The following is a 21,903-nucleotide window of genomic DNA, read 5'->3' on the forward strand; positions in this document are numbered from 1 at the left end:
TCAGGCCCTTGCCCCAACATTTCGACTTCAGGGTGAATAGGGACGGTTTTACCTCTCTATAATTTGGACATAAACACTTTTGCGGTTGATGCTCATGGGATCTCCCAAACAGACGATAACTTCTTATAAAGGCAAATCGTTGCAGCATCTTCCCGGACGGTTAGGTCGTTCCATCCGCTGGTTATCTCCTGGACTAGCGATTAAACGGTGGTTATTTTTAAGCGCCATCGGTGTCCTCTTAACGAGTCTGGGATTAGCCATCCTAGTCCGTTTAACCCCCATTTTCTATGTTATTCAGTTTCTAGAATCTGCACTCCGGTTCTTTGCCCAAGTCTTACCCAGACAGATCAGTGGCCCTCTCGTAATCGTATTGGGCTTATTTTTAGTGTGGTGGGGGCAAACCCGGACATTGGGGTCCATTACGGAAGTCTTAATTCCAGATAGCCAAGAAGAGGTTGTGGATCGCCTTCTTGTCCATCGCCGCTTGAATCGAGGTCCCAAAATTGTGGTGGTTGGGGGCGGAACCGGCTTGTCTACGTTGCTTCGAGGCTTGAAGTCTTATAGCTCAAATATCACAGCCATCGTTACGGTGGCGGATGATGGTGGCTCGTCAGGACGCCTAAGACGTGAAATTGGGGGTCTGCCCCCAGGGGATCTGCGTAACTGCATTGCCGCTTTAGCCGACCAAGAAAAATTGATCACAGCGCTATTCCAATATCGGTTTAAAGCAGGAGATGGACTAGCTGGCCATAGCTTTGGCAACTTGTTCCTAACAGCCATGAGTGAGATTACCGATAGTTGGGAACAAGCCATTGCCGCCAGTTCCCAAGTGTTAGCCGTCCGGGGTCAGGTATTACCTGCCACCCTCAGCGACGTGAGCCTCTGGGCAGATTTAGAAGATGGTCGCTGTATTGAGGGAGAATCCAATATTACGGCTGCGGGAGGCAGAATTATTCGTGTGGGCTGCACACCAGAGCGTCCGCCTGCTTTGCCTAAAGCCATTCGAGCGATTATTGATGCCGATCTCATCATTCTCGGCCCTGGAAGTCTCTATACCAGCGTTGTCCCTAATCTACTGGTGCCAGAAATTGTTGAGGCGATTGCCCGTCGAACGGTGCCTCGGATCTATGTCTGCAATATTATGAGTCAGCCTGGAGAAACGGATGGCTACACCGTTGCCGATCACATTAAGGCCCTCGATGCGACCTGCGGTAAGCGAGTCTTTGATGCCGTGCTAGTGCAAAAAAAATTACCCTCTTCCATGGCCCTAGCTCGCTATATGCAAGAAAATGCCCATCCCATCGTGATAGACCGTGAAATGCTGATGCGGCTGGGGTGTCGGGTGATTCTGGCCAATGTTATGGATGAAGATCAAAATACCAAGTATGTTCGCCATAGTCCCGAGCGCTTGGCACGGGTTTTACTGCGATGGTATGGGCGAGTCAACCGGATGGAACACCCCACCCATGCATCAAGATAGAAAATTGTATGTTTCTATCTATTCAATTGGGGCCGTCATTCTTTACTATTATTTAATACTCTCGGTCAATGGCCGTCGTCCCGTCTGCCCTTCCTAACGAAAATTTATGACTCTTGGTTATCTTGCCCTGGTACTTCATGCTCATCTTCCCTTTGTTCGTCACCCTGAAAGTGATTTTGTCCTAGAGGAAGAGTGGCTATTTGAGGCGATTACTGAAACCTATATCCCTTTACTCCAGGTCTTCTCAGGATTAAAGCGAGATGGGATTGATTTCAAAATCACCATGAGCATGACCCCTCCTTTGGTGTCTATGCTGCAAGATCCCCTTCTCCAAGATCGATACGATGAACATCTCGCCAAATTAGAAGAACTGGCCACCCTAGAGGTTGAGCGAAATGTTCACAATAGCCATATCCGCTATTTGGCCGAGCACTATGTCAATGAATTTCATACAGTGCGAGAGGTATGGGAGAACTACAATCGCGATGTAGTGTCAGCCTTTAAACAGTTTCAAGACACGAATAACCTAGAAATTATTACCTGCGGGGCCACCCACGGTTATTTACCGTTGATGAAAATGTATCCTCAGGCGGTTTGGGCTCAACTACAGGTCGCTTGCGAGCATTACGAAGAGACGTTTGGACGCCCCCCTAAGGGGATTTGGCTACCGGAATGCGCTTATTTCGAAGGGCTGGAGCGAATGCTAGCCGATGCCGGGCTGCGCTACTTCCTGATGGATGGTCATGGCTTACTCTATGCCAGACCTCGCCCCCGCTTTGGCACCTATGCACCTATTTTTACAGAAACAGGGGTGGCTGCTTTTGGCCGTGATCATGAATCCTCCCAGCAAGTGTGGTCCTCCGAAGTGGGTTATCCGGGAGCGCCTGAATATCGAGAGTTTTATAAAGATCTTGGCTGGGAAGCAGAGTACGAATATATCAAGCCCTACATTATGCCCAATGGCCAGCGCAAAAATGTCGGGATAAAGTATCACAAAATTACGGGCCGCGGTGGGGGCCTATCCGATAAGGCGCTTTATGATCCCTATTGGGCGCGGGAAAAAGCGGCAGAACATGCTCATAACTTTATGTTTAACCGGGAGCAGCAAATCAGAAATTTGCATGGGATGATGCAGCGCCCACCCATTGTGGTTTCCCCCTACGATGCCGAACTCTATGGTCACTGGTGGTATGAGGGGCCTTGGTTTATTGACTATCTATTCCGAAAGTCCTGGCATGATCAACAGACCTATGAAATGACTCACTTGGCGGATTACTTAAAAGCGCAGCCAAATCAACAAGTCTGTCGTCCCTCCCAGTCCAGTTGGGGTTATAAGGGATTTCATGAGTACTGGCTCAATGAGACCAATGCCTGGATTTATCCCCATCTCCATAAGGCTGCCGAACGGATGATTGAATTGGCTAAGTTGGAGCCTGAAGATGATCTGCAATGGCGAGCCTTAAATCAAGCGGCCCGAGAGCTTTTGTTGGCTCAGTCTTCTGACTGGGCATTTATCATGCGGACTGGAACTATGGTTCCCTATGCGGTCCGCCGGACTCGGTCCCATTTGGCCCGATTCCAACATCTCTACCATGAAATTAAAAAGCAACAGGTAGATAGTGGATGGCTGGAGAAAGTAGAAGTCATGGATAACATCTTTCCCAACATTAACTATCGAGTCTATCGCCCCCTCTAGAATTCTCGATTGGTAAAAATAATGGTGGAGATGGCTAGGAGTAAGGTGATATACACGATGCCATAGACCGCGTTCATGGCCATTTGTGAAGGCGGAATGGTGATGATATGAACTGCCTGATTTTTTAGGTCTAAGCGTGATAAATCAGGAAAAATAAGGTAAATCACCTTGGCAATCTGCTGTACACTTTCAGATTTAATCGATTCGCTGAGCTTAAGCAGGTTTTGGCTGAAGTGACCCATGAAATATACGGCAAAAGTAAGAACAGTCCCCATTAAAGAACTTGTAAATGCACCGAACAGAATGGAAACGGCTGCAATCAAAGCCATCTCCAAAATCAAGAAGCTACTGCTCAGGAGAATATTATTGAATTCGAAAGCAAACTGCTGCCAGCTGAGTACACTCACTAAAATCGCCGTCATAATGGCAATTAAAAGAGTCAACACCCCTGACAACCCGATATGCTTCCCGAGAACAAATTCAGTGCGACTGAGGGGTTTAGCCAGCAAAATTAATGCAGTTCGCTTTTCGACTTCTTTGTTAATTAATCCACCGCCTTCAAATGCGGCCACGGCTAGGGCCAATAGACTAATGCTGGCCAGTCCTACATCAATGCTGATTTTTGCCTCGGTGCCAGCAGAGACCTCACCTAGGAATAAAATCACTAAAACCAGGCCAATGGCATATAGCGCAGCTAGATAGAGAACGCGATCGCGGAAAATATCTCGAAATACATTGGATGCAATCACTGCAATTCGTTGAGGATTCATCGTTAGGCACTTAACTCTTCCAACCTACTTCTCATAGTACCCAGCTGATTGGAGGAAATATTCGCTGAATTTAATTCATCTCTGAAGGCATCAATCTCTTGATGGAGTAATACTGCCTCTTGGAGATGGGATAGCATGCCCGTGAACCTCACGCACCTGTAAAAAAGCAATCATGAAATATCTGTTTTCAAGAGATCTGACGGACTGTGGCACTGGTCTGTTAGCAGGATCTAGCTATAATGCTTCCGACGCAACCTAATGTAGATCAATGGAATGCCCATATTGTCTAAGCGAGAAGATCCTAAAGCGCGGCTTTGATAGCCTGCAAGATGGGACATTAGTCCAGCGATATCAGTGTAAGGATTGCAATCGGCGTTTCAACGAACGCACGGGTACCCCAATGGCTCGCTTACGCACCGCTAGTTCAGTAGTGAGCTATGCCATCAAAGCTCGCACCGAAGGGATGGGTATTCGTGCTGCAGGTCGAACTTTCGGTAAATCTCATACCACCATTATGCGTTGGGAAAAACGCCTAGCAGACCAAGCACAGAACTGGTCACCTCCCGCACCAGCAGCCTCTGATGTGACGGTAGAAGGGGATGAAGTTTACACGCGTGTAGGCAAAAATCTTCCCCCCAGCCAATCCCAGGGCTGGACCATCCATTTCCTTGAACGCGAAAGCCGCTATTGGTTGACAGCACAAGCTGGCCTCAAGGATGCACAACTTTTTGCAAATGGCGTTTACTCAGCTTGGGAGTGGGTCAAAGCCTGTGATGGGATTCGATGGTTTACCGATGGTGAGAGGCGTTATGGACAAGAACTTTGGAAGCTCGCCAATGTCTATCTCAATGGTGAGGAGTGTCATCCTGACTATGGGCATCGCAAGGTTTGGCGAGAGGGGTTAGAAGTCGCGATGAAAGTTAAAGGGTCTCAGGGGAATCGGCGAGTAGAGTGGGTGAAAGCAGAGCATCCCTTTACCGCTATCAGTCTAGGGTCTGAGGTCCATGCCAATCATAATGAGGCTCACAATGCTGCCTTGAGGAGACGATGTAGTGCTTATCGAAGACGGCAGAATCTCTACGCTAAGAAGCGGTCGGGGTTACAGCGAGTGCTAGATGTACAACGCCTGATTCATAACTGGGTTAGACCCCATTGGGGGCTCAGTAAGCAGACCACACCAGCAATGGAGATGGGATTTTGTTCTCGTCCGTTGAGCACACTAGAACTCCTCACCAATAAAGGGTTTAGGTATGTGCCCTGTTAGTAGACCAGTGCCCGGACTGTCAGGCATCTGTTTCGTAAAGACCTGAGTCCCATGAGACAGCACCTTTATTTTTTGGTCGCTGATGCAGCCCCTCTTTGTTGGAGCCACCCTGCTAATATCGCCACACAAAACGCGCCGAGGATCGAGAGACCGGCATATAAATATCCAGTTCCTTTGTCAAATAAAGTTGCGCCTATGGCAACGATAGGTCCGCCTCGGACAAAGGAAGCAATGAGTAATCCGGGCAAAAACATTTTCCATTTGGTGGTTGTCAATCCCACGCTATAGCTCACAAAATCAAACGCACCCGTCATCAGTGCACCGGCTAACAAGAAAAAGGTTTTTTCTAAATGTTTGGCACTCAACTCATCTACTCGACCCATAAAATTCTTACCCACTAGTTTCTCGACCAAATTTCGGCCGAATCGCCTAGCGAGATAAAACGCAATGCTACAGGAACAGAGGTCAGAAATAACAATTGTCCCTAACGCAGTGGGGTAATCCAGTATTCTTCCTGCGAGTAAGGCCTGAGGTACACCTGGGATGATAGGAATCACAACGCTGATCAAGCGAAGGGCAAAGATTCCCAAAGGTGCCCAAGGTCCCAGTTGCTCAACGTAAAGTTCAATTTGGGATTTTAGGGGTTCTTCATCTAGCTTTCTGATCAGCCAGATAGAAACGGCCAAGATGCCAACAGCTAACCCAAATAGACTAATTTTGCTGAGCTTCTTATTCATGAAATGTTAATACAGTGTCTTTTAAGAGGCTTAAACGATGGCATTTAAGCTTTGATTAATATTAAGTGTATGCAACTTTCGGACAAAATACTGGGCAGGTTGTTTGGCGACTTAGACGATAACTTTTGGTCGGAAGATGTTGAAGCGGTTCTTAGGTCCAAACTGGCTCATTTTAGAGCGCTTAATGTGGCCCATTTTTTATGTCAGCCACGATTACAGAGCTTTTTCGGTAACCGACACAACCATTATGATGACCAATACCGATATCCTGAGGTAATGGTTAGGTCCAGTAGGCGAGCATTATTGCCCATGGCTATCTCAAAACGATAACAATTATCTAAATCTATGCGCATTAATTGAGGGCATCTCTAGGGGTGAGCCGTTTGACTGCAAAAATGCTTCTAGCATTGCCCCCTGCCTAAGATGCATCATGAAGGCCCTTTCAGAGGGCCTTCATTCGAGCTTTGCGCCACAAACCATCTAAGGAAAGTCTATCTAAGCCAATTCCCTATAATTTTAGCGATAGAGCTTGGAAGATTAAATCTGTAACACTGTTAGGCCAGAGTCTCTGGACAATAACCTAAACCTTGAATAAACTGCTGGCGGAATGCCTCAATTTCAGTCATGTCAGGCGTGCCGTGGGCAATGACTGCAACTTGGTATTGGCTCATCACCTCGACCGGAGATTGACCGGCTTCCAATGCTTGAAGTACGGTGCTGACCCGGGTATCTACTTGGTAAGGGATGCCCAGTTCGCCTAGAAAGGCGCGGAAATTGTCTAAATCTTGTTGTGTCCAGCCCGGTGCCGTTTTGATGCGTAACACCCAACCATTGAGTTGGTGAACAACGGTCATAAACTCGACGGGTAAGTCCGTTGATCGGCGGAGATGCTGAACAACGCGTAAAACTAAACTTGCTGTTCCTAGATAATATAGGTAATCCATAATTGTGCCTACCTCGGCACTAACCCCAGCGTTTTTGCGGTGAGCAGGGATACCTGCCTATACTTATTGTCACGATCAGCTCTGCTTATGGGTAGAGCAGAATCCCCATAATAATTAGGGGGTTATACCCAACCTGGTTGACCATTGCCGTCAGGGCAATCTATTCACCGTCAGTAAAAAAGAAAGCATGCTGGGCTCCACTCCCGAGTTAGATCAAACCCTCCAAGCCTATGATTATCTGCTGCCAGAGACCTTCATTGCGCAAACCCCTTTGGTGCCTAGAGATCGGTCGCGGCTATTGGTGGTTCAAAAACAAGCGCATCAACATAAAATCTTTCGGGATTTGGTCGTACTATTGCAACCAGGCGATTTGCTGGTTTTTAATGATACCCGGGTTATTCCAGCCCGCCTCCTGGGTCGCAAAGTGAATTCTGAGCTGGCTCAGCCAGTTGAGGTCTTTTTACTGGAACCTCGACAGTCGAATACTTGGCTGGCTCTAGTCCGACCAGGACGGCGGTTAAAGCCGGGGGCTCAGATCGAGTTTGGTTCCCCAGAGCGCCCCTTATTGCGAGCAGAGGTTCTGGCTACCGATGTAGACACAAGGGGGCGAATTATTCAGTTTGAGCCTCTGGTTGAAGAGCCGTTTGAGGATCTTCTGGAACAACTGGGTGAAGTCCCCTTACCTCCCTATATTCAAGAGTCTGCTGCCCAGCCTGAACAATACCAAACGGTCTATGCTCAACATCCCGGAGCCGTTGCTGCCCCTACGGCTGGGTTGCATTTTACCCCTGAGTTACTCGCCCGTCTCCAATCTGAAGGTATTCATCAGGCGCGTCTGACGCTGCATGTGGGGATTGGTACGTTTCGGCCTGTGGAAACGGATGATATTTTGCAGCACAATATGCACTCGGAATGGGTAGATTTGCCTGCGGCGACGGTGGACGCGATTCGGGCAACCAAAGCCAGTGGGGGGCGCGTGATTGCGGTGGGAACGACGGTGACGAGGGCTCTGGAGGGCGCTTGTCAGAATGGCCCGCTGGTTCCTTGGCAGGGGCGTACCAATTTATTTATCTATCCGGGTTACCAATGGCGAGTGGTGGATGGTTTGATCACCAATTTCCATTTGCCGAAATCGAGCTTGCTGATGTTGGTGAGTGCGCTAGTGGGACGGAAGCGGTTATTGGCCTTGTATGAGGATGCGATCGCACAACAATACCGCTTCTATTCCTTCGGTGACGCCATGCTGATTTTGCCGGAGGCTGTGATTGCAGAACGGTCTCCAGACCCCGTTTTTTGAATCCGTCCGATTAGCGGTAGACTTCGACCTTGGTTTGCTGGAAGATTTGAGCGTAGAACTTTTCCAATTGACCTAGGTTTCGATCTAGGCAATATCGTTCTAGCACGCGCTGGCGACCTTTTTGGCCCAAGAGTTTCACCATTTCGGGATGCTCTGCGAGAACGGGTAATAAGGTCCGAAGTTCGCCCCTGGTCCGTTGAGGATTGAGAACAATGCCTGCCCCGCCCGCTAGGACTTCTCCATCAGCTCCTGCATCGGTGGCTAAACAAGCCACACCGCAGGACATGGCTTCTAGTAGAGAGAGGGATAGACCTTCGACAAAAGACGGCAGGATGAAAACATCTGCCCCCCGCAAAATTTCTATTCGACGATGCTCATCATAAATCGCCCCTAACCACAGTACGTTTTGTTCGGGGCCGTAATTGGTCATATGGGCATTGAGTAGTGGACCATCCCCCACCATCACTAGCTTGGAGTGGACGGGCATTTGTCTCTGTACCTGTTTCCAAGCTTTCAGCAAGGACTCGACGTTTTTCTCGATGGCAATCCGACCTTGATAGACGAAAATCCGTTCGGTTTGGAGTTCCGCTTTGAAGGTCGAAGGACCTGGGGAATACTTGTCGGTATCTACACCGTTGGGGATAATCACAATTTTGGCTTCCGGCACCCCTAAGCGCATCAGCAAGTCCCGCTGGGCCTGGGAAAAGATAATCACCGCATCATAATTCGCCAGAGAAGGGGCATAAAGCTGGTACATGAAGTGTTGGGTACCAGAGGATAAATTGCGATGCTTATGGCTAAAAGGGGGGTGGAAGGTTGCCACGAGGGGAACCTGTAATTCCTGACAAATTTCCGGCAAGACAAAATCCAAGGGCGAGAGGGTGAGGGACGCATGGACCAGATCAGGTTTCAGATTCCGCAAAGACTCGGCTAAGACCTTGCTCGATTTCAGAGTAGGTATCGTATAAACCTGGGATTTGTACAGGAAGGGGAGCGGAACCTCTTGGCATTCCAGAGGAACCGGTGGCTCGTGAATGGGCAACGGCTTACCGGTTTCTTCATCAAACGCATCTTGGGCAAAATGCAGAAAGCTGACCTGATAGCCACGATCTAGCAGGGCATTCGTAATTTCGCGGCTGTAGGTGACGTTGCCACAGGGCGGGGATTTTTTGCCAATCCAAGCGATGTGCATATGGACTAGGGAGACGACAGTCGTGAGGGGTTTGCATCATCTGATACAGATGAGCTGGTATCGGCAATATACCAGGATAAGAGCCCCCCGATCACAACAATCCCAGCAAGCCCTAGTAAAACCGTCTGTAATCCGAAGAAGGTTTCCGCCAATCCGGCTAGGGCTAGCGGCAGACTTAAGGCGATATTGCTAGCATTATTCTGCAGGCCAAAAACCTTACCCCGCATCTCTTCTGGTGTTTTCTCTTGAATGGTCGTTTGCATGGGAACGCCAATCAAAGCTGCGGCGGCCCCTAAGCCCACCATAAGCACCAAAGAAATCCAGAGGGATTGAGTACTAAAGGCTAAGCCGCTTAACATGACCGCCATACCCATAGACCCATAAAAACTGAGACGATGGCGGGGTAGATTCTGACCAATGGAACCCAGAATGGTCGCGCTAATCGCCATACCAATCCCACCAGTAGCCAACAAGAACCCAAACTGGGAAGTTTTAATGCCGGGCAGTACCTCGGCTAACCGCACCACTAAAACAGCAAGGGCGGCAAACACGGAGAATAAAATAACCAGCTGAATGAGGGCCGTGCGCACCCGTCGATGTTCGTTGAGATATTGCAGACCTTCTTTGATATCTTCCCAGACATGGCTATCGCCCGTGGAGCGATTAGCCGAAGTTTCTCCTGTTCTCAGAAAGAGGAGTAGCAGACCTGCGATCGCATAGCTGCCGCCAACAACCAATTCCCGTCCTGCCTCCCACCCTAGCTGGGAGAAATAGCCCCCAACAATTTCCAGTAGCGGTTCTCCTGCCGCAAACCCGCCAATCAGCGCCAGCAGCATGGTCAAGGTATAAAGGGAGTTGGCGCTTAACAGATGGGGCTTCTCTACAATTAAAGGAATCGTAGACTGCTCAGCAGGGGCAAAGAACTGGGTGAAGGTAGACACCAAAAACGTCACCCCGAGTAGCACCCAAAATCCCAACGGAATCTGAAACCAGCCGGGTCGTTGACCACAGAGCCATAGTAAAGGTGGAAGGCTCAGCACCAAGGCCCCCCGCAGGCCATTGGTGAGGACTAAAACCCACTTTTTGGACCACCGATCCACATAGACTCCGGCAATGGAGCCAAATAGCACCGCCGGAATAGTGAAGGCAATCATGATCGATGAAACCCAGACGCTGACAGATTGATCCGGGGCCTTAAATTGACTGGTGATTAGGGCAATAATCAGCACCAAATACACCTTGTCGGCCATTTGGGAGAAGACTTGCCCCAACCACATCAGCATAAAATTCTGATTGCGGAGGACAGGCCAATAGCCTTGTTCTACGGGTTCTTCAAGGACCGGAGCTACGGCAGGTTCAGGCAGAGGCGCCGCCGAGGTGACTGGAGATTTTGCGGATGAGGATGGACCCGCAGTATTGGATGAACTGGGTTTACCCGCCGAGCGGGGAGAAGAGGTCAGGTTGCGTTTGGGGTCATGTACTTGGGTCATGAAAGCACGGAAGTGAGGTCGGGCAGGGGGGTAAAACAGGTGTCAATCAGGGCAGCGGATCGAATCGGCCGATCAAAATAGGCTTCGGCATAGTGACGGAGAGCAGACTCCACCCCTTGCCAGATCACCAGCGGATAGGTTGCGATTAAAGGCAATGGTAAGGGGGAAGCAGGCTGAATCTCCGCAGGGTTGAGATCTTGCAGTAATGCGAGTTCCTGGGCAGATAATTTGCCTTGCACCCGATAATCTGCCCCCAAGGGATAGGCAGATGCTTGTTCTGCTGCCTGCTGAATCGCGGTACGAGGTCGAGGTGGGCCCGTGATTGTCACCGTACCCCCTGCCCCCGCACTGAAACCCACACGCCAGGTTGGGTTGCTGGTGGGCGGGTTCAAAGGCTGGTGGGTGGCGCAACAGGTATGAACCTGGGGGGCAATGCCTGCCCAGGCCAATAATTTCAAGGTACCGTGGATTAAACAACAAGGGACTTGGGCCGGGGTCGCGTTTTGAAGTTGAGTGAGCTGTTGGCAAAATAAATCCCACAGCTCTATTTGGGGCTGACCACTTAGGGCTTGATAAAGGGTCAGTTCTGCGAGATATTGGCTGGTGGTTAACTTCGCTAAGTTTTGACTTAAACCGGGATAGGATTCTAAGGTTTCGGCCTGGGCAATTTTATCCAGGGACCGACCCTGTACTAGCATCAAGTCATTCACCACAAACAGAGCACTACGGCCGCCTAACTTGGACTTTGGCTTCCGGCATCCAGGGGCAACAGCTCTGACCAACCCCTGCTCGCGGGTCAAGATTGTCAGCAGGCGATCGGCCTCTCCGAAGGGCATACTTTTGAGATTAATTCCTGTCGCTTTGTAGGTTCGACTCATCGGGGTCTACCTGGATCGAGAAAACCGAGTTGGGGGAAGCAGGATAGCGTGGACACCCGCTTGCCTTGATCCAAACATCTTGAGGTGGATATTTCGAGAACGGAACTATCCAGGGCCTGATGGCTCAGGTGATTCAATCTCAGCTGTAGCCATCCGTACAAGATCAACCCCTCGGGAGGTTCCCAAACGGTTGGCTCCTGCCGCGATCAGTGCAAGGGCCTGCTCGAGGGTCCGAATTCCACCCGAAGCTTTAATGCCCACGCGATCGCGTGCGACCTTTGATAATAATTTTATATCAGCAGGGGTGGCTCCGCCGTGCCATCCCGTACTTGTTTTGAGAAAGGCGACCCCTGCATCCAGACTCACTTCTGCCCCTAACCGTTTTTCGGCATCTGTGAGGAGGGTCGTTTCTAAAATTGCTTTGACGGTTTGGCCTGTGGTTGCACAGATATTGGCGAGTTCTTGGTGGACGGCATCGACTTTTCCTGACTTCAACCAACCGATATTAATCACCACATCTAGCTCGGTTGCCCCTTGATCGACAGCATCTTGAGCTTCATAGAGTTTGACGGCAGACGTGGTGGCCCCACTGGGGAAACCGATGACAGTACAAACTTTGGGGGAATATTGCTGGAGACGGTTGACGGCGGTTTTGATATGGGTGGGGTAAACACAAACCGCCGGAAATTCAAATCGAATCGCTTGGTCGCAGAGGGTTGCGATCGCATCCTCCGTTGCCAAGGGATCGAGAAGGGTGTGATCGATATAACGAGTGATATCAATATCTGCCACCGTTAGGGTCACACTGCACCTCAAATGCCCATTGTACGTGGAAAAACCTGATTAGCTTTCCTAGTCCAATGTATCAAGAATATGGATGGCATGGGCTTTTAAAAACCCGTTATTTTAGCGCTGGGGTTAGAGGCGCTTAAGCGTATGGCCTTTAGCTTGTAAAAGTTCTAAAACGCTGTCCTTGCCGACTAAATGGCCCGCACCCACCACAATCAGATAGTCATCCTCTTTTTGCAAAAGGGGTTCAATAGTGGTCATCCATTTGCGATTGCGAGCCCCAAATATTTGGTCTTCCAACTCAGGATAGTCTTTAAAACTTTTCAGCAATAAATTCTTCAAAGTTTGATCATCGCCGGATTTCCAGGCTGATACCATCTCCTGAAATGATGTTTCTAGGGTGTCTAATTCATCAATCGTTTGGCGAATATATTGCTCTTGATCACCTTGGGAAAAACTATCAAATAGATTGAATTGATCTTCAATGGTTTCTAGCGCGAGGGTCTCTTTGCCGTCTTTAGTCGCTTTCTTGAAAAAATACTGATCCACACCATTCTCAGGATTGAACTCTAAGCGCTGAAGTTTTAGGGTGATCAGGGTTAGAGAAAAGAACCAAGGCTTGAAACTGGAAAAAGCCTCAATCGGTAAACCAATTTCTGATGCGGTGTTTTTTGCCAACTGGTAGGTTTCTGGCGTTAGTCGTTCTTTAAGAGTTTTGCCGTCTTGAGCCGTCGCTTTCTCCAAGACGAGGGATTGAGTTTTACTCGATTCGAGTTCCCCCATATCGACTTCAAAGACTAACTTTTCAGCATCCTCATAGGCATCATTGATCTGTTGCGCCAATGGATAGTCTGATTCTTTTAGCAGATGAATGGAACCTAAGAGATAAACGGTATTCTGGGGTGATTTGACTTGCCAAAGAAAGGTTTGTTGGGGTTGAGGAGCTTGAGAAGCCTGGGGGGATGGGGTAGGAGAAGGGCGGGTTGGTTTATCACCGCAAGCGCTGACCAAAGTCAATAGGATAACGACCGCAATCCGGGAGACATTTTTTCGGATGACGCCATGAAATGTATGCATTGATTTCCCCACAACAATTAAGACGAACTGAGCCTATGAGCATCAGTCTTTAGTCTTTAGTATTTAGCAACGTTCAATCTAGCACCTCAAAAGAAGGAAAGCCGTAAACCCATCAATCGGCTATTCCTGCAGTTGCAAAAAGCAAGATGACTGATGTCCAAGAATTGTGAGCCAGGTTGTTAAGCGGAGCCTAGCTAGGGATCGATTGTTGCCGCCATGGCAAATATCGCGAGTTTAAGGCTGACTCAGCCTTATCCTGCTGTGTTGAGGGTATTTTAGGGCAGCAAAAGGAATGTTACGCCTCTGCGGAACTATTGCCTTTTAATACAAGGTTTTGAAGCTTTTGCGGTGTACGATAGACATGCACCGCTTAAGATTTATTTTAGGTGATGGCGTCACCAAAGTGGTGCATTGGTTTATCGCATAAGCAGCCAATACCCCAGTTGAATGATGAGTGAGCATTAAGAATGGATTATGAAAGCATGAAAGGGTTAGCCGGAGAGGTTGAACCCAAGTTAATGGCTATATTGGCTGAATTTAATCAGACTTTGAAAAAGTATGGTGTTTCAAACGCCAGGGTGGTTGAATTTACCCTCAGTGATCAAGAGATGCCGGAAATGGAAGGTCTGTCCTGCAACTTTTCCTGTTGGGTGTCCCCTAGCAATTTGACCTGTGGTATCAAATGCGAATTTGAAGCCTCTGGCACCACTGGAGCGAAACCTGCAGCCATCGCTACACCGACGGCTAAAAAAGCGGAAAAGGCTAAGCCTGTAGCGGCAGCAGCGGCAGCTCCCACTAAATCTGCTGCACCTGCAGCGAAAAAAGCCAAGAAAAAGTCGGATGTTCCGATTAATATCTACCGTCCCAATAAACCCTTTGTGGGCAAGTGTGTGTCCAATGAAGAGCTGGTGGGACCTGGTGGTATTGGTACCTGTCGACATCTGATTTTCGATATCTCTGCTGGTGATTTGAAATATGTCGAAGGCCAGAGTATCGGCATCATTGCTGACGGCACGGATGATAAAGGCAAACCCCACAAGATTCGCCTTTATTCCATTGCATCAGCCCACCGTGGTGATTATCTAGATGATAAAACCGTCTCTCTCTGTGTCCGCCAATTAGAGTATCCTGACCCAGATACGGGTAAAACGGTATATGGGGTTTGCTCCAGCTTCCTGTGTAACCTCAAACCTGGAGATGATGTCAAAATCACGGGACCTGTGGGTAAAGAGATGCTTTTACCGGATGATCCCAACGCCAACATCATTATGCTGGGGACCGGGACTGGAATTGCCCCCTTCCGCTCCTTCCTCTGGCACTTGTTCAAAGAGAATGAAGATGCCAATGCCAATCCCTTCTGGTTACCCAAGTTATTGGGATGGGTCAAGCCCTCTGACAAGCCTAAGTTTAACGGCAAGACCTGGTTGATTTTCGGTGTCGCTACTACCCCCAATATTCTGTACAACAAGGATTTAGAAGACCTACAGCGTCGCTATCCCGACAACTTCCGCTTAACGAAAGCCATTAGTCGTGAGCAGAAAAATCCTGAAGGTGGACGGATGTATATCCAACACCGGGTCGCAGAGCATGCGGAAGAACTCTGGCAGATGATCCAGCAAGAAAATACCCACACCTATATTTGTGGTTTGAAAGGGATGGAAAAAGGCATTGATGAAGCCTTAAGCGCCGTTGCCAGCAAAGATGGCGTTAACTGGAGCGACTATCAACGGGAAATGAAAAAAGCTCATCGTTGGCATGTAGAAACCTACTAAGCCACCATTCTTTGACGAGCCTCATTCTTGAAAGTTTAACTCTCTGAAGCACTCCAGTTCTCAACGAACTGGAGTTTTTTTTGAATACATGAAGTTGGAGAAGTTCGTAAAGAGAGAGACAGCTAGGATCGGGTTTCTGGGGTTCGCTTTCCAGGAAAGATTGAGTAGAATCTAATCAGTTCAAGACCTGATGCGCTTGAATGCCGTTGCTTGAAAAGAGGCTAGTTCATGGTTGCTAATATCTATGATCCAGATAAACGCAAACTCCTGTCGTCTTTGAGTCATGGTTCGATTTTTCTGAGTGCCTTGGTGTTATCCATCGGCATCCCGTTGGTCATCTTGCTCGTATCGGATGATCCAGTGATTAAAGAAAATGCTAGAGAATCCATCAACTTTCACGTCAATGTTTGGTTCTATGGCATTGTCTTTGGCATTTTATGTTGGGTGCTGCTGGGGTGGCCGCTCCTATTCTTATTGTTTATCGGACAGTGGGTAATGCCGATTTTGGCGATTCGCCATTGTTTTCAAAACCCAGATGAACCCTACAACTACCCGTTCATTTTTCATGTATTGTAGGCAGCAGGTTTTGCTGAAGTTAACTGACCCCTGTCTTTAACTATCGCGGCGATCAGTCCAATTACAAACTGGGCAGTGGCAATTGCCAATGGCCCGCTCAGTGATGTGAATGTTTGTTTTGCACTCTGGACACTGACCTGTAAAAAATGGATGGGTCATGATCAGCCGCACTTGTTCCATATAGGACAATTGAGACAACATACAGCTCAAGGACGGAGGCATGGTTTGATCAGGATGGTTAGACACGGTCTTTAGGGGTTGGTTCTAGGTAAATACAAACCCGCAGGAGAAAACGTTTCGCTTCGTAACTTTAAGGTATCGATTTCTTTTCGCAGAGTATATATATAATCTGTCCGATCCAAATGGAGAACAACCACTGAGAAACTACTGAATTCCTGACAATAGGCGGAATTTGTGATTCTTAATGATTTGCGGGGATATACGGATAGGGGAGACGATCATGGGTCGGATGAGATATATACCTGGCCAGGTATCACAGGGCTAAGCTGATACGAATCACGCTCTGATACCGTCAGACAGCTAAGATGTCAGGTATTGAATGCACAGGCATGTGGGATGCAAGATCTAGCGGCTGTTGAACAGGCCTTTAAACAGCTTCAAGCCCAGTTGTGTGATCGCTGGCAAGAGATTGAAACGGTAGATACGGGACATTCCGATATTTTAGTGATCCCCTCGTTTAGCGTGGATCAGCAGGAACTGCAAAAGATTGATGGTTTTTTGCACTATGAAGAACGACTGTTGTTTTCCCTGATCCGGCTCCGTGATCCGAAAACACGTTTAATTTATGTAACCTCACAGCCGCTGCCGCCGATTGTGATTGATTATTATCTCCAGCTTTTACCGGGGATTCCCTTTTCCCATGCCCGTGATCGCCTGTTGTTACTGCCTATTTATGATCAGTCTCTCAAGCCCCTGAGTCAGAAAATTTTAGAACGGCCCCGGTTAATGGAGCGGATTCGCCATTCAATGCGACCGGGTTGCTCCTACATGATCTGCTTTAACTCAACCGATCTGGAACGGGAAATTTCCGTCAAACTCAATATTCCACTGTTGGCTGCTGATCCGACTCTTTTGCATTTAGGAACGAAGAGTGGGAGTCGGCAGGTGTTTGCAGAATGTGGTATTCCTCATCCCGATGGCAGTCCTTTGGTGTGGGATACGGAAGCCCTAATAGAGGCGGCAGTGGATCTCTGGCAGCGACAGCCCCAGCTTCAACGGATGGTCATTAAGCTCAATGAAGGCTTCTCTGGAGAAGGAAATGCGCTGCTGGATCTAAGGAATGTAGGGGATATTGATACCCTCGAAAAAAGACGAAACGTGATTTGCGATCGCATTCCCTATCTAACCTTTGAATCTCCCACCGAGACTTGGTCTCATTTTTGCGATCGCATCCCTGAACTCGGCACCATAGTCGAAGCATTTATCGAAGGGGAGTATAAGACCTCTCCCAGTGTTCAGGGCCAAATTACCCCCAATGGCGAGGTAGAAATTCTCTCAACCCATGATCAGATTTTGGGGGGACCCAACCAACAAATTTATTTGGGATGCCGATTTCCTGCCTCAGAAGATTATCGACTCCAGCTTCAGCAGCTAGGCCTTAAAGTCGGTGAAAATCTGGCTAAAAAAGGAGTACTAGAGCGATATGGGGTAGACTTTGTCGTTGCCAAGCGTGTTTTGGCGGATGGCAGTATCTATTGGGACGTCCAAGCCATTGAAATCAACCTCCGGAAAGGGGGCACGACCCACCCCTTTATGACCCTGAAACTGCTGACCAACGGCTTTTATGACATGCATAGTGGCCTATTCTTTGGCCAGCAAGGATTGCCAAAGTATTATGTGGCTTCCGATAATTTGTGTGACTCCTCTTATCAAGGATTATTACCCGACGACTTGATGGATATTATTGCCCGTCACCATCTCCATTTTGAGACGGGGAGCGAGATGGGGACCGTCTTTCATCTAATGGGGTGTTTATCTGAGTTTGGCAAAGTGGGTTTGACCAGCATCGCTAATTCACCCGAACAGGCAGATACGATTTACAACCAGGTGATAGAGATTTTGAATCAGGAGACCCGGCCAAAACCCATTGTGCAGACTCCAGAAACGGAGCCTACGCTGCCGATTGGCTGGAGTATAGGCAGTTAACGGACGGTTCTGAAATGCTCCAGTCATCGACAGCTATGGGAATGCTCGTCTTTGCATAGCCCCGGCAGTCTACCGAAAGATCAGGCTAGATTAGGGGCATGGGTATTAGAGGCAGGCCGATGGTAAACCTAAACTGTAATCGTCACATGCGACCTTGCAAGGCTGACATTAAGTTGCCAATGGTTGTACTGGGTTTAACCCTTGGTCTGACGGCGATGCCGGTACGGGCTGTGCCAACGGTTTCTCCAGGCTTTTTCGCCACCCAGAACGCCGCAGAAGATTTTTTTAAGGTCGGTCGCCAACATCTGGAGCACGAAATCAGGCGGCTAGAACAGCGACAAAGTCAGCGGCCAGAAAAAATACTTCAAGTTGATGACAACACGAAGCTCAATGAAAAAGAACTGGAAAATTGGGAACGTTTACATCCTCAACACCAGCTCCATCAGAAATTTAAGTGAGATTAGCCGAGACGGCGATAGAGTAGTTTCTGAATGCTTAAGAGTGCTAGGGCATCAAAGCCGAATAGCAGCAATAAGGAACCTGCTAAGCTGACCGAACCCCAAGGTGCCTCCATTACCACGCTAGTGAAGCTCCAGTCATTATGGAGGTAAAGATAACGAATCGGCTCAATGGCAAAGCTGAGGGGATTTAAGCTTGCGACCACCTGTAGCCAAGTGGGCATAAAGGCCAAGGGGACCAAAGCTGTGCTAGCGAACAATAGGGGTAGATTCGTGACAAAAATAACGGCAATTAGCTCAATATGACCCGGTAAGGCAAAAGACAGTCCCAAGCTAAGGGCTGTTACCCCTAAAACGAGCAGTAAAACAATGAGAGCAACAATGGCCAAACCCACTGTATTGGGCAACCCCGCTCCCATAAAGAAGCTGAGAGCCATAATGGCTAGGGTTTGAATCAAGCTCAAAGTGGTGATAAAAATCGCCGATGCCATCACGATTGAAAAGCGGGACGCCAGGGGAGCCACCAGCAGCCGATTCAAAAAACCAAATTCCCGGTCAAACATCACCGGGAGCCCTGCATTTAAGGCCCCACTAAAAGCTGTAAACACAATGACGCCTGCACTGAGGAACTGGCCATAGCTTTGGCTGGTGCCAAATAGGCCTTCCGGTACATTTTTAAAGAGGGCACCAAACAGAACCAACCACATCAAAGGCTGAATAATGCCAGCGATTAAAGTGGTAGGGCGTCGTTTCAGTTGAATAAACAGACGGCGGGTTAGGGCGACCGTCTCTTGCAAGAATTCCCCAGAAACAATCCCAGGGGTCGTTAATAAATCGGCTTGAACACCTGAGTTAGCGACAGAGTTGGTGTTAGCAGAGGTGATGGTCATAACAAAGTTTTAAAAGTTGGTATCTAGATTCAGAAGAAATTGAGGATCCATCGACGGTAAGTTGATCCTAAACGATAGGGAGCTAACGCATATTCTCTTTGCGTTCTTTTTTGCGATCGCGAGTACCTGCCGCTGCCATCTCAGCATCCAACAAGGTTCGTCCCGTGGCAGCCAGATAAACATCATCCAAACTTGGACGGGCTTGGGCAATGCTAAAGATAGGCAACCCGGCCTCTTTTAGGGCAGTTTGAATACTTAAAAGGGCATCTCCTTGGGAAGATACCACCATATTGAGTGAGTTGCCTTGAGCAGGATTGATAATCACGTCCTGAACAAAGGGCAAGGCAGTTGTCATGGCCTGGGCCTTTTGCGCCTCTTGATCTGGGGTAAATTCCCGAATCTTGAGGGTGACTCGATCCCCTCCCACTTGGTCTTTCAGTTCCGTGGGAGCTCCTTCAGCAATGACAGTGCCTTGGTCAATAATGGCAACGCGATCGGCAAGGGCATCAATTTCTTCTAGATAATGACTCGTCAGTAGAATAGTCGTGCCTCGCTCGCGCAGTCCTTGTAGAAAGTCCCAGATCACGACCCGACTTTCAATATCTAAGCCAACCGTGGGTTCATCTAAAACTAATACAGCAGGTTCATGCAATAAACCTGCTGCAAGGTCAAGCCGTTTACGGATACCGCCAGAATAGGTACCTGTTTTGGTATCAGCCCAACTTTGCAAATCTAGAAGGGTTAAAACTTTTTCCACCTGACCAGCAATTGTTTTGGCCGGTAAATGATAGAGAGCCGCTTGCAGTTGCAGCAATTCTCGACCGGTGAGGACTTTATCCAGGGCAACTTCTTGGGCAATATATCCCAACAGTTGACGAGCAGCTCTGGGATGTTTTTGCACGGAGACCCCATTAACTTCGATGGTGCCATCATCCGGAGTGGCTAAGCTGCATAGGCAACGTAAGGTTGTAGTTTTACCAGCACCGTTGGGTCCTAGCAAGCCAAAAATCTCTCCTGGTTGAATTTGAAAGGAGACATCTTTAACTGCTTCAACCTTGCCGTAGGATTTTTTTAGGTTTTGGATGAGAACAGCAGGAGCCATAGAATCACAAATCTCAACAGGCAGTCTTTCTTATTTTATTACTGTGTCTACGATGCAATTGCATGAATCTTAGGAATTGCGAGTTGAGATTGTAGTTGTTGGAGCCAAATGTTCCAGAAATCTCTCAACCACTAGGCCATATAGCAATATCATTTGGCTTAAAATCGGCTTTTTCCCTATGATTGATTGATTTACATAGCTAGGCTTTACTTTAAGTAGTTTAAGCCTGTTATCCGCTGAATATTGTTATAGGTCTTTAGAAAAAGAGGTCCCTATCAATCTGAATAAAAAAAATTTTAGATGGGATAAATTCAGCGTGAATTTATGACCTTAGCCAATACTGGGTATCCAAGCTTGCAGGATATGGGTGGAGTGGTGCCACATCTGTTGAGTCCAGGGGAGACTATCTACGCCCATCCCTGCACAGAGCAGCATCATATACAGAATTGAGAACTTGAAGACGGACCGGGCAATCTGCTTATCGTCTGGAGTTTGAGTCAGTTGCCACGCTTTGTGGATAAATTTCCCCCAGAGCACAACGGCTATCGACGCATATAGCGCACCAGACACTTTTAAGGGATATACCAATAACAGGGTGACGGGTAACAACAAAAGCGTGTAGACAAAGGTTTGATTGGCAGTAGTAGCCATACCATTCACCACAGGCATCATGGGAACGCCCACTTTGGAGTAATCTTCTTCAATCATCATGGCGAGGGGCCAAAAATGGGGTGGAGTCCAGATGAAGATGATGGCAAACAGGACCCAAGCGGCCCAACTCAATTCTCCAGTGACCGCAGCCCAGCCCACTAGGGGGGGAATCGCACCTGCAGCACCCCCAATCACAATATTCTGGGTGGATGAGCGCTTCAGCCAGTAAGTATAGACCCCGATATAAACGGCAATACCCGCCATCGCGAGACAGGCACTCAGGAGATTGGCACCAAAGGTCAACAGGAAAAAGGCGGTGAGGGCTAAAGCTACTGCAAACACACTGGCTTGCCAAACTTGAATTCGCCCAGAGGGAAGAGGACGATGCCGAGTTCGCTCCATGATGTAATCGATGTCGCGATCGTAAATACAGTTGATGGTATTGGCCGACCCTGCAGCACAAGCACCTGCTAGTAACGTCGTGAGAAATAATCGCGGGCCGACTTGTCCAGAGGAAGCAACCCACATTGCAGATGCCGTTGTAATCAAAAACAACAAAATCAGCCGGGGTTTAGTCAGTTGATAGAAATCGATGCAGGTCTGAGCAAAACCAGGATGAAGCCAAGGAACCTCAGCCCATATGGTTTTTTGCATATTTAAGCCTCTGAATAAAT

At 48.4% G+C, this 21,903-nt stretch carries 20 protein-coding genes; 8 read left to right on the top strand and 12 right to left on the bottom strand.

Translation table 11 applies throughout. The features are described 5' to 3' along the window. The first annotated feature begins 88 nt into the window (after nt 1-88). Both yvcK and ON05_RS08100 read left to right on the top strand, forming a co-directional pair. Nucleotides 89-1,480: a gluconeogenesis factor YvcK family protein gene (gene yvcK / locus ON05_RS08095; RefSeq protein ID WP_010481092.1), complete on the top strand. Its 1,392-nt coding sequence runs from the start codon at nt 89-91 to the stop codon at nt 1,478-1,480. A 106-nt stretch (nt 1,481-1,586) separates the two neighbouring features. Next, complete coding sequence (locus ON05_RS08100) at nt 1,587-3,176, top strand: glycoside hydrolase family 57 protein (protein ID WP_010481090.1); 1,590 nt, start codon at nt 1,587-1,589, stop codon at nt 3,174-3,176. On the opposite strand, the gene ON05_RS08105 is transcribed toward ON05_RS08100, so the two are convergent. Continuing rightward, complete coding sequence (locus tag ON05_RS08105; RefSeq protein WP_010481088.1) at nt 3,173-3,946, bottom strand: ABC transporter permease; 774 nt, start codon at nt 3,944-3,946, stop codon at nt 3,173-3,175. The genes ON05_RS08100 and ON05_RS08105 overlap by 4 nt on opposite strands. A 268-nt stretch (nt 3,947-4,214) precedes the next feature. Here ON05_RS08105 and ON05_RS08110 point away from each other — a divergent pair, with 268 nt between their 5' ends. Continuing rightward, nucleotides 4,215-5,210: an IS1 family transposase gene (locus ON05_RS08110; protein ID WP_262561004.1), complete on the top strand. Its 996-nt coding sequence runs from the start codon at nt 4,215-4,217 to the stop codon at nt 5,208-5,210. A 65-nt stretch (nt 5,211-5,275) separates the two neighbouring features. On the opposite strand, the gene ON05_RS08115 is transcribed toward ON05_RS08110, so the two are convergent. Together ON05_RS08115 and ON05_RS08120 are read right to left on the bottom strand one after the other, a co-directional pair. Then, a complete protein-coding gene (locus ON05_RS08115; RefSeq protein WP_262561406.1) occupies nt 5,276-5,947 on the bottom strand; it encodes a TVP38/TMEM64 family protein in 672 nt (223 codons plus the stop codon). Between the two features lie 554 nt (nt 5,948-6,501). Beyond that, nucleotides 6,502-6,891 carry a DUF732 domain-containing protein gene (locus ON05_RS08120; RefSeq protein WP_010469796.1) on the bottom strand — a complete coding sequence of 130 codons (390 nt, stop codon included), beginning with the start codon at nt 6,889-6,891 and terminating at the stop codon, nt 6,502-6,504. A 187-nt stretch (nt 6,892-7,078) separates the two neighbouring features. Between ON05_RS08120 and queA the strand changes: the two genes are divergently transcribed. After that, nucleotides 7,079-8,188, top strand: coding sequence for a tRNA preQ1(34) S-adenosylmethionine ribosyltransferase-isomerase QueA (gene queA, locus ON05_RS08125; protein WP_010469797.1), 1,110 nt, complete (start codon nt 7,079-7,081; stop codon nt 8,186-8,188). Between the two features lie 10 nt (nt 8,189-8,198). On the opposite strand, the gene ON05_RS08130 is transcribed toward queA, so the two are convergent. From ON05_RS08130 to ON05_RS08150, 5 genes are all read right to left on the bottom strand, one after another. Continuing rightward, nucleotides 8,199-9,380: a glycosyltransferase family 4 protein gene (locus tag ON05_RS08130; RefSeq protein WP_010469799.1), complete on the bottom strand. Its 1,182-nt coding sequence runs from the start codon at nt 9,378-9,380 to the stop codon at nt 8,199-8,201. A gap of 5 nt (nt 9,381-9,385) precedes the next feature. Beyond that, entirely contained in the window at nt 9,386-10,870 is a 1,485-nt protein-coding gene (locus ON05_RS08135; RefSeq protein WP_010469802.1) for an MFS transporter, read from the bottom strand. Further along, nucleotides 10,867-11,748, bottom strand: a complete 882-nt coding sequence (gene recO, locus ON05_RS08140) for a DNA repair protein RecO (protein ID WP_010469804.1) — start codon at nt 11,746-11,748, stop codon at nt 10,867-10,869. Before recO ends, ON05_RS08135 begins: the two co-directional genes overlap by 4 nt. A 105-nt stretch (nt 11,749-11,853) precedes the next feature. Beyond that, nucleotides 11,854-12,552: a deoxyribose-phosphate aldolase gene (deoC, locus tag ON05_RS08145; RefSeq protein ID WP_010469806.1), complete on the bottom strand. Its 699-nt coding sequence runs from the start codon at nt 12,550-12,552 to the stop codon at nt 11,854-11,856. Nucleotides 12,553-12,666: 114 nt separating this feature from the next. After that, nucleotides 12,667-13,614 carry a TraB/GumN family protein gene (locus tag ON05_RS08150; protein ID WP_010469808.1) on the bottom strand — a complete coding sequence of 316 codons (948 nt, stop codon included), beginning with the start codon at nt 13,612-13,614 and terminating at the stop codon, nt 12,667-12,669. A 482-nt stretch (nt 13,615-14,096) separates the two neighbouring features. Between ON05_RS08150 and ON05_RS08155 the strand changes: the two genes are divergently transcribed. Next, complete coding sequence (locus tag ON05_RS08155; protein ID WP_316964398.1) at nt 14,097-15,386, top strand: ferredoxin-NADP reductase; 1,290 nt, start codon at nt 14,097-14,099, stop codon at nt 15,384-15,386. A gap of 228 nt (nt 15,387-15,614) precedes the next feature. Then, a complete protein-coding gene (locus ON05_RS08160; protein ID WP_010469813.1) occupies nt 15,615-15,962 on the top strand; it encodes a DUF4870 domain-containing protein in 348 nt (115 codons plus the stop codon). A 36-nt stretch (nt 15,963-15,998) separates the two neighbouring features. Here the strand turns inward: ON05_RS08160 and ON05_RS08165 are convergent, their stop codons facing one another. Then, nucleotides 15,999-16,208 (bottom strand): hypothetical protein, encoded by a 210-nt coding sequence (locus tag ON05_RS08165; RefSeq protein ID WP_139025614.1) that lies wholly within the window; start codon nt 16,206-16,208, stop codon nt 15,999-16,001. Nucleotides 16,209-16,538: 330 nt separating this feature from the next. On the opposite strand from ON05_RS08165, the gene ON05_RS08170 reads away from it, so the two are divergent. Further along, complete coding sequence (locus ON05_RS08170; RefSeq protein WP_010469814.1) at nt 16,539-18,128, top strand: peptide ligase PGM1-related protein; 1,590 nt, start codon at nt 16,539-16,541, stop codon at nt 18,126-18,128. 146 nt (nt 18,129-18,274) lie between these two features. Continuing rightward, a complete protein-coding gene (locus ON05_RS08175) occupies nt 18,275-18,586 on the top strand; it encodes a hypothetical protein (RefSeq protein ID WP_010469815.1) in 312 nt (103 codons plus the stop codon). Between the two features lie 2 nt (nt 18,587-18,588). Here the strand turns inward: ON05_RS08175 and ON05_RS08180 are convergent, their stop codons facing one another. The 3 genes from ON05_RS08180 to ON05_RS08190 form a co-directional block, all read right to left on the bottom strand. Next, nucleotides 18,589-19,476: an ABC transporter permease gene (locus tag ON05_RS08180; protein ID WP_010469816.1), complete on the bottom strand. Its 888-nt coding sequence runs from the start codon at nt 19,474-19,476 to the stop codon at nt 18,589-18,591. An 82-nt stretch (nt 19,477-19,558) separates the two neighbouring features. Further along, nucleotides 19,559-20,578 carry an ABC transporter ATP-binding protein gene (locus ON05_RS08185; RefSeq protein WP_010469818.1) on the bottom strand — a complete coding sequence of 340 codons (1,020 nt, stop codon included), beginning with the start codon at nt 20,576-20,578 and terminating at the stop codon, nt 19,559-19,561. A 330-nt stretch (nt 20,579-20,908) separates the two neighbouring features. After that, a complete protein-coding gene (locus ON05_RS08190) occupies nt 20,909-21,883 on the bottom strand; it encodes a heme o synthase (RefSeq protein ID WP_010469820.1) in 975 nt (324 codons plus the stop codon). Between the last annotated feature and the right edge of the window lie 20 nt (nt 21,884-21,903).

Source organism: Acaryochloris sp. CCMEE 5410 (assembly GCF_000238775.2).
Classification (GTDB): domain Bacteria; phylum Cyanobacteriota; class Cyanobacteriia; order Thermosynechococcales; family Thermosynechococcaceae; genus Acaryochloris.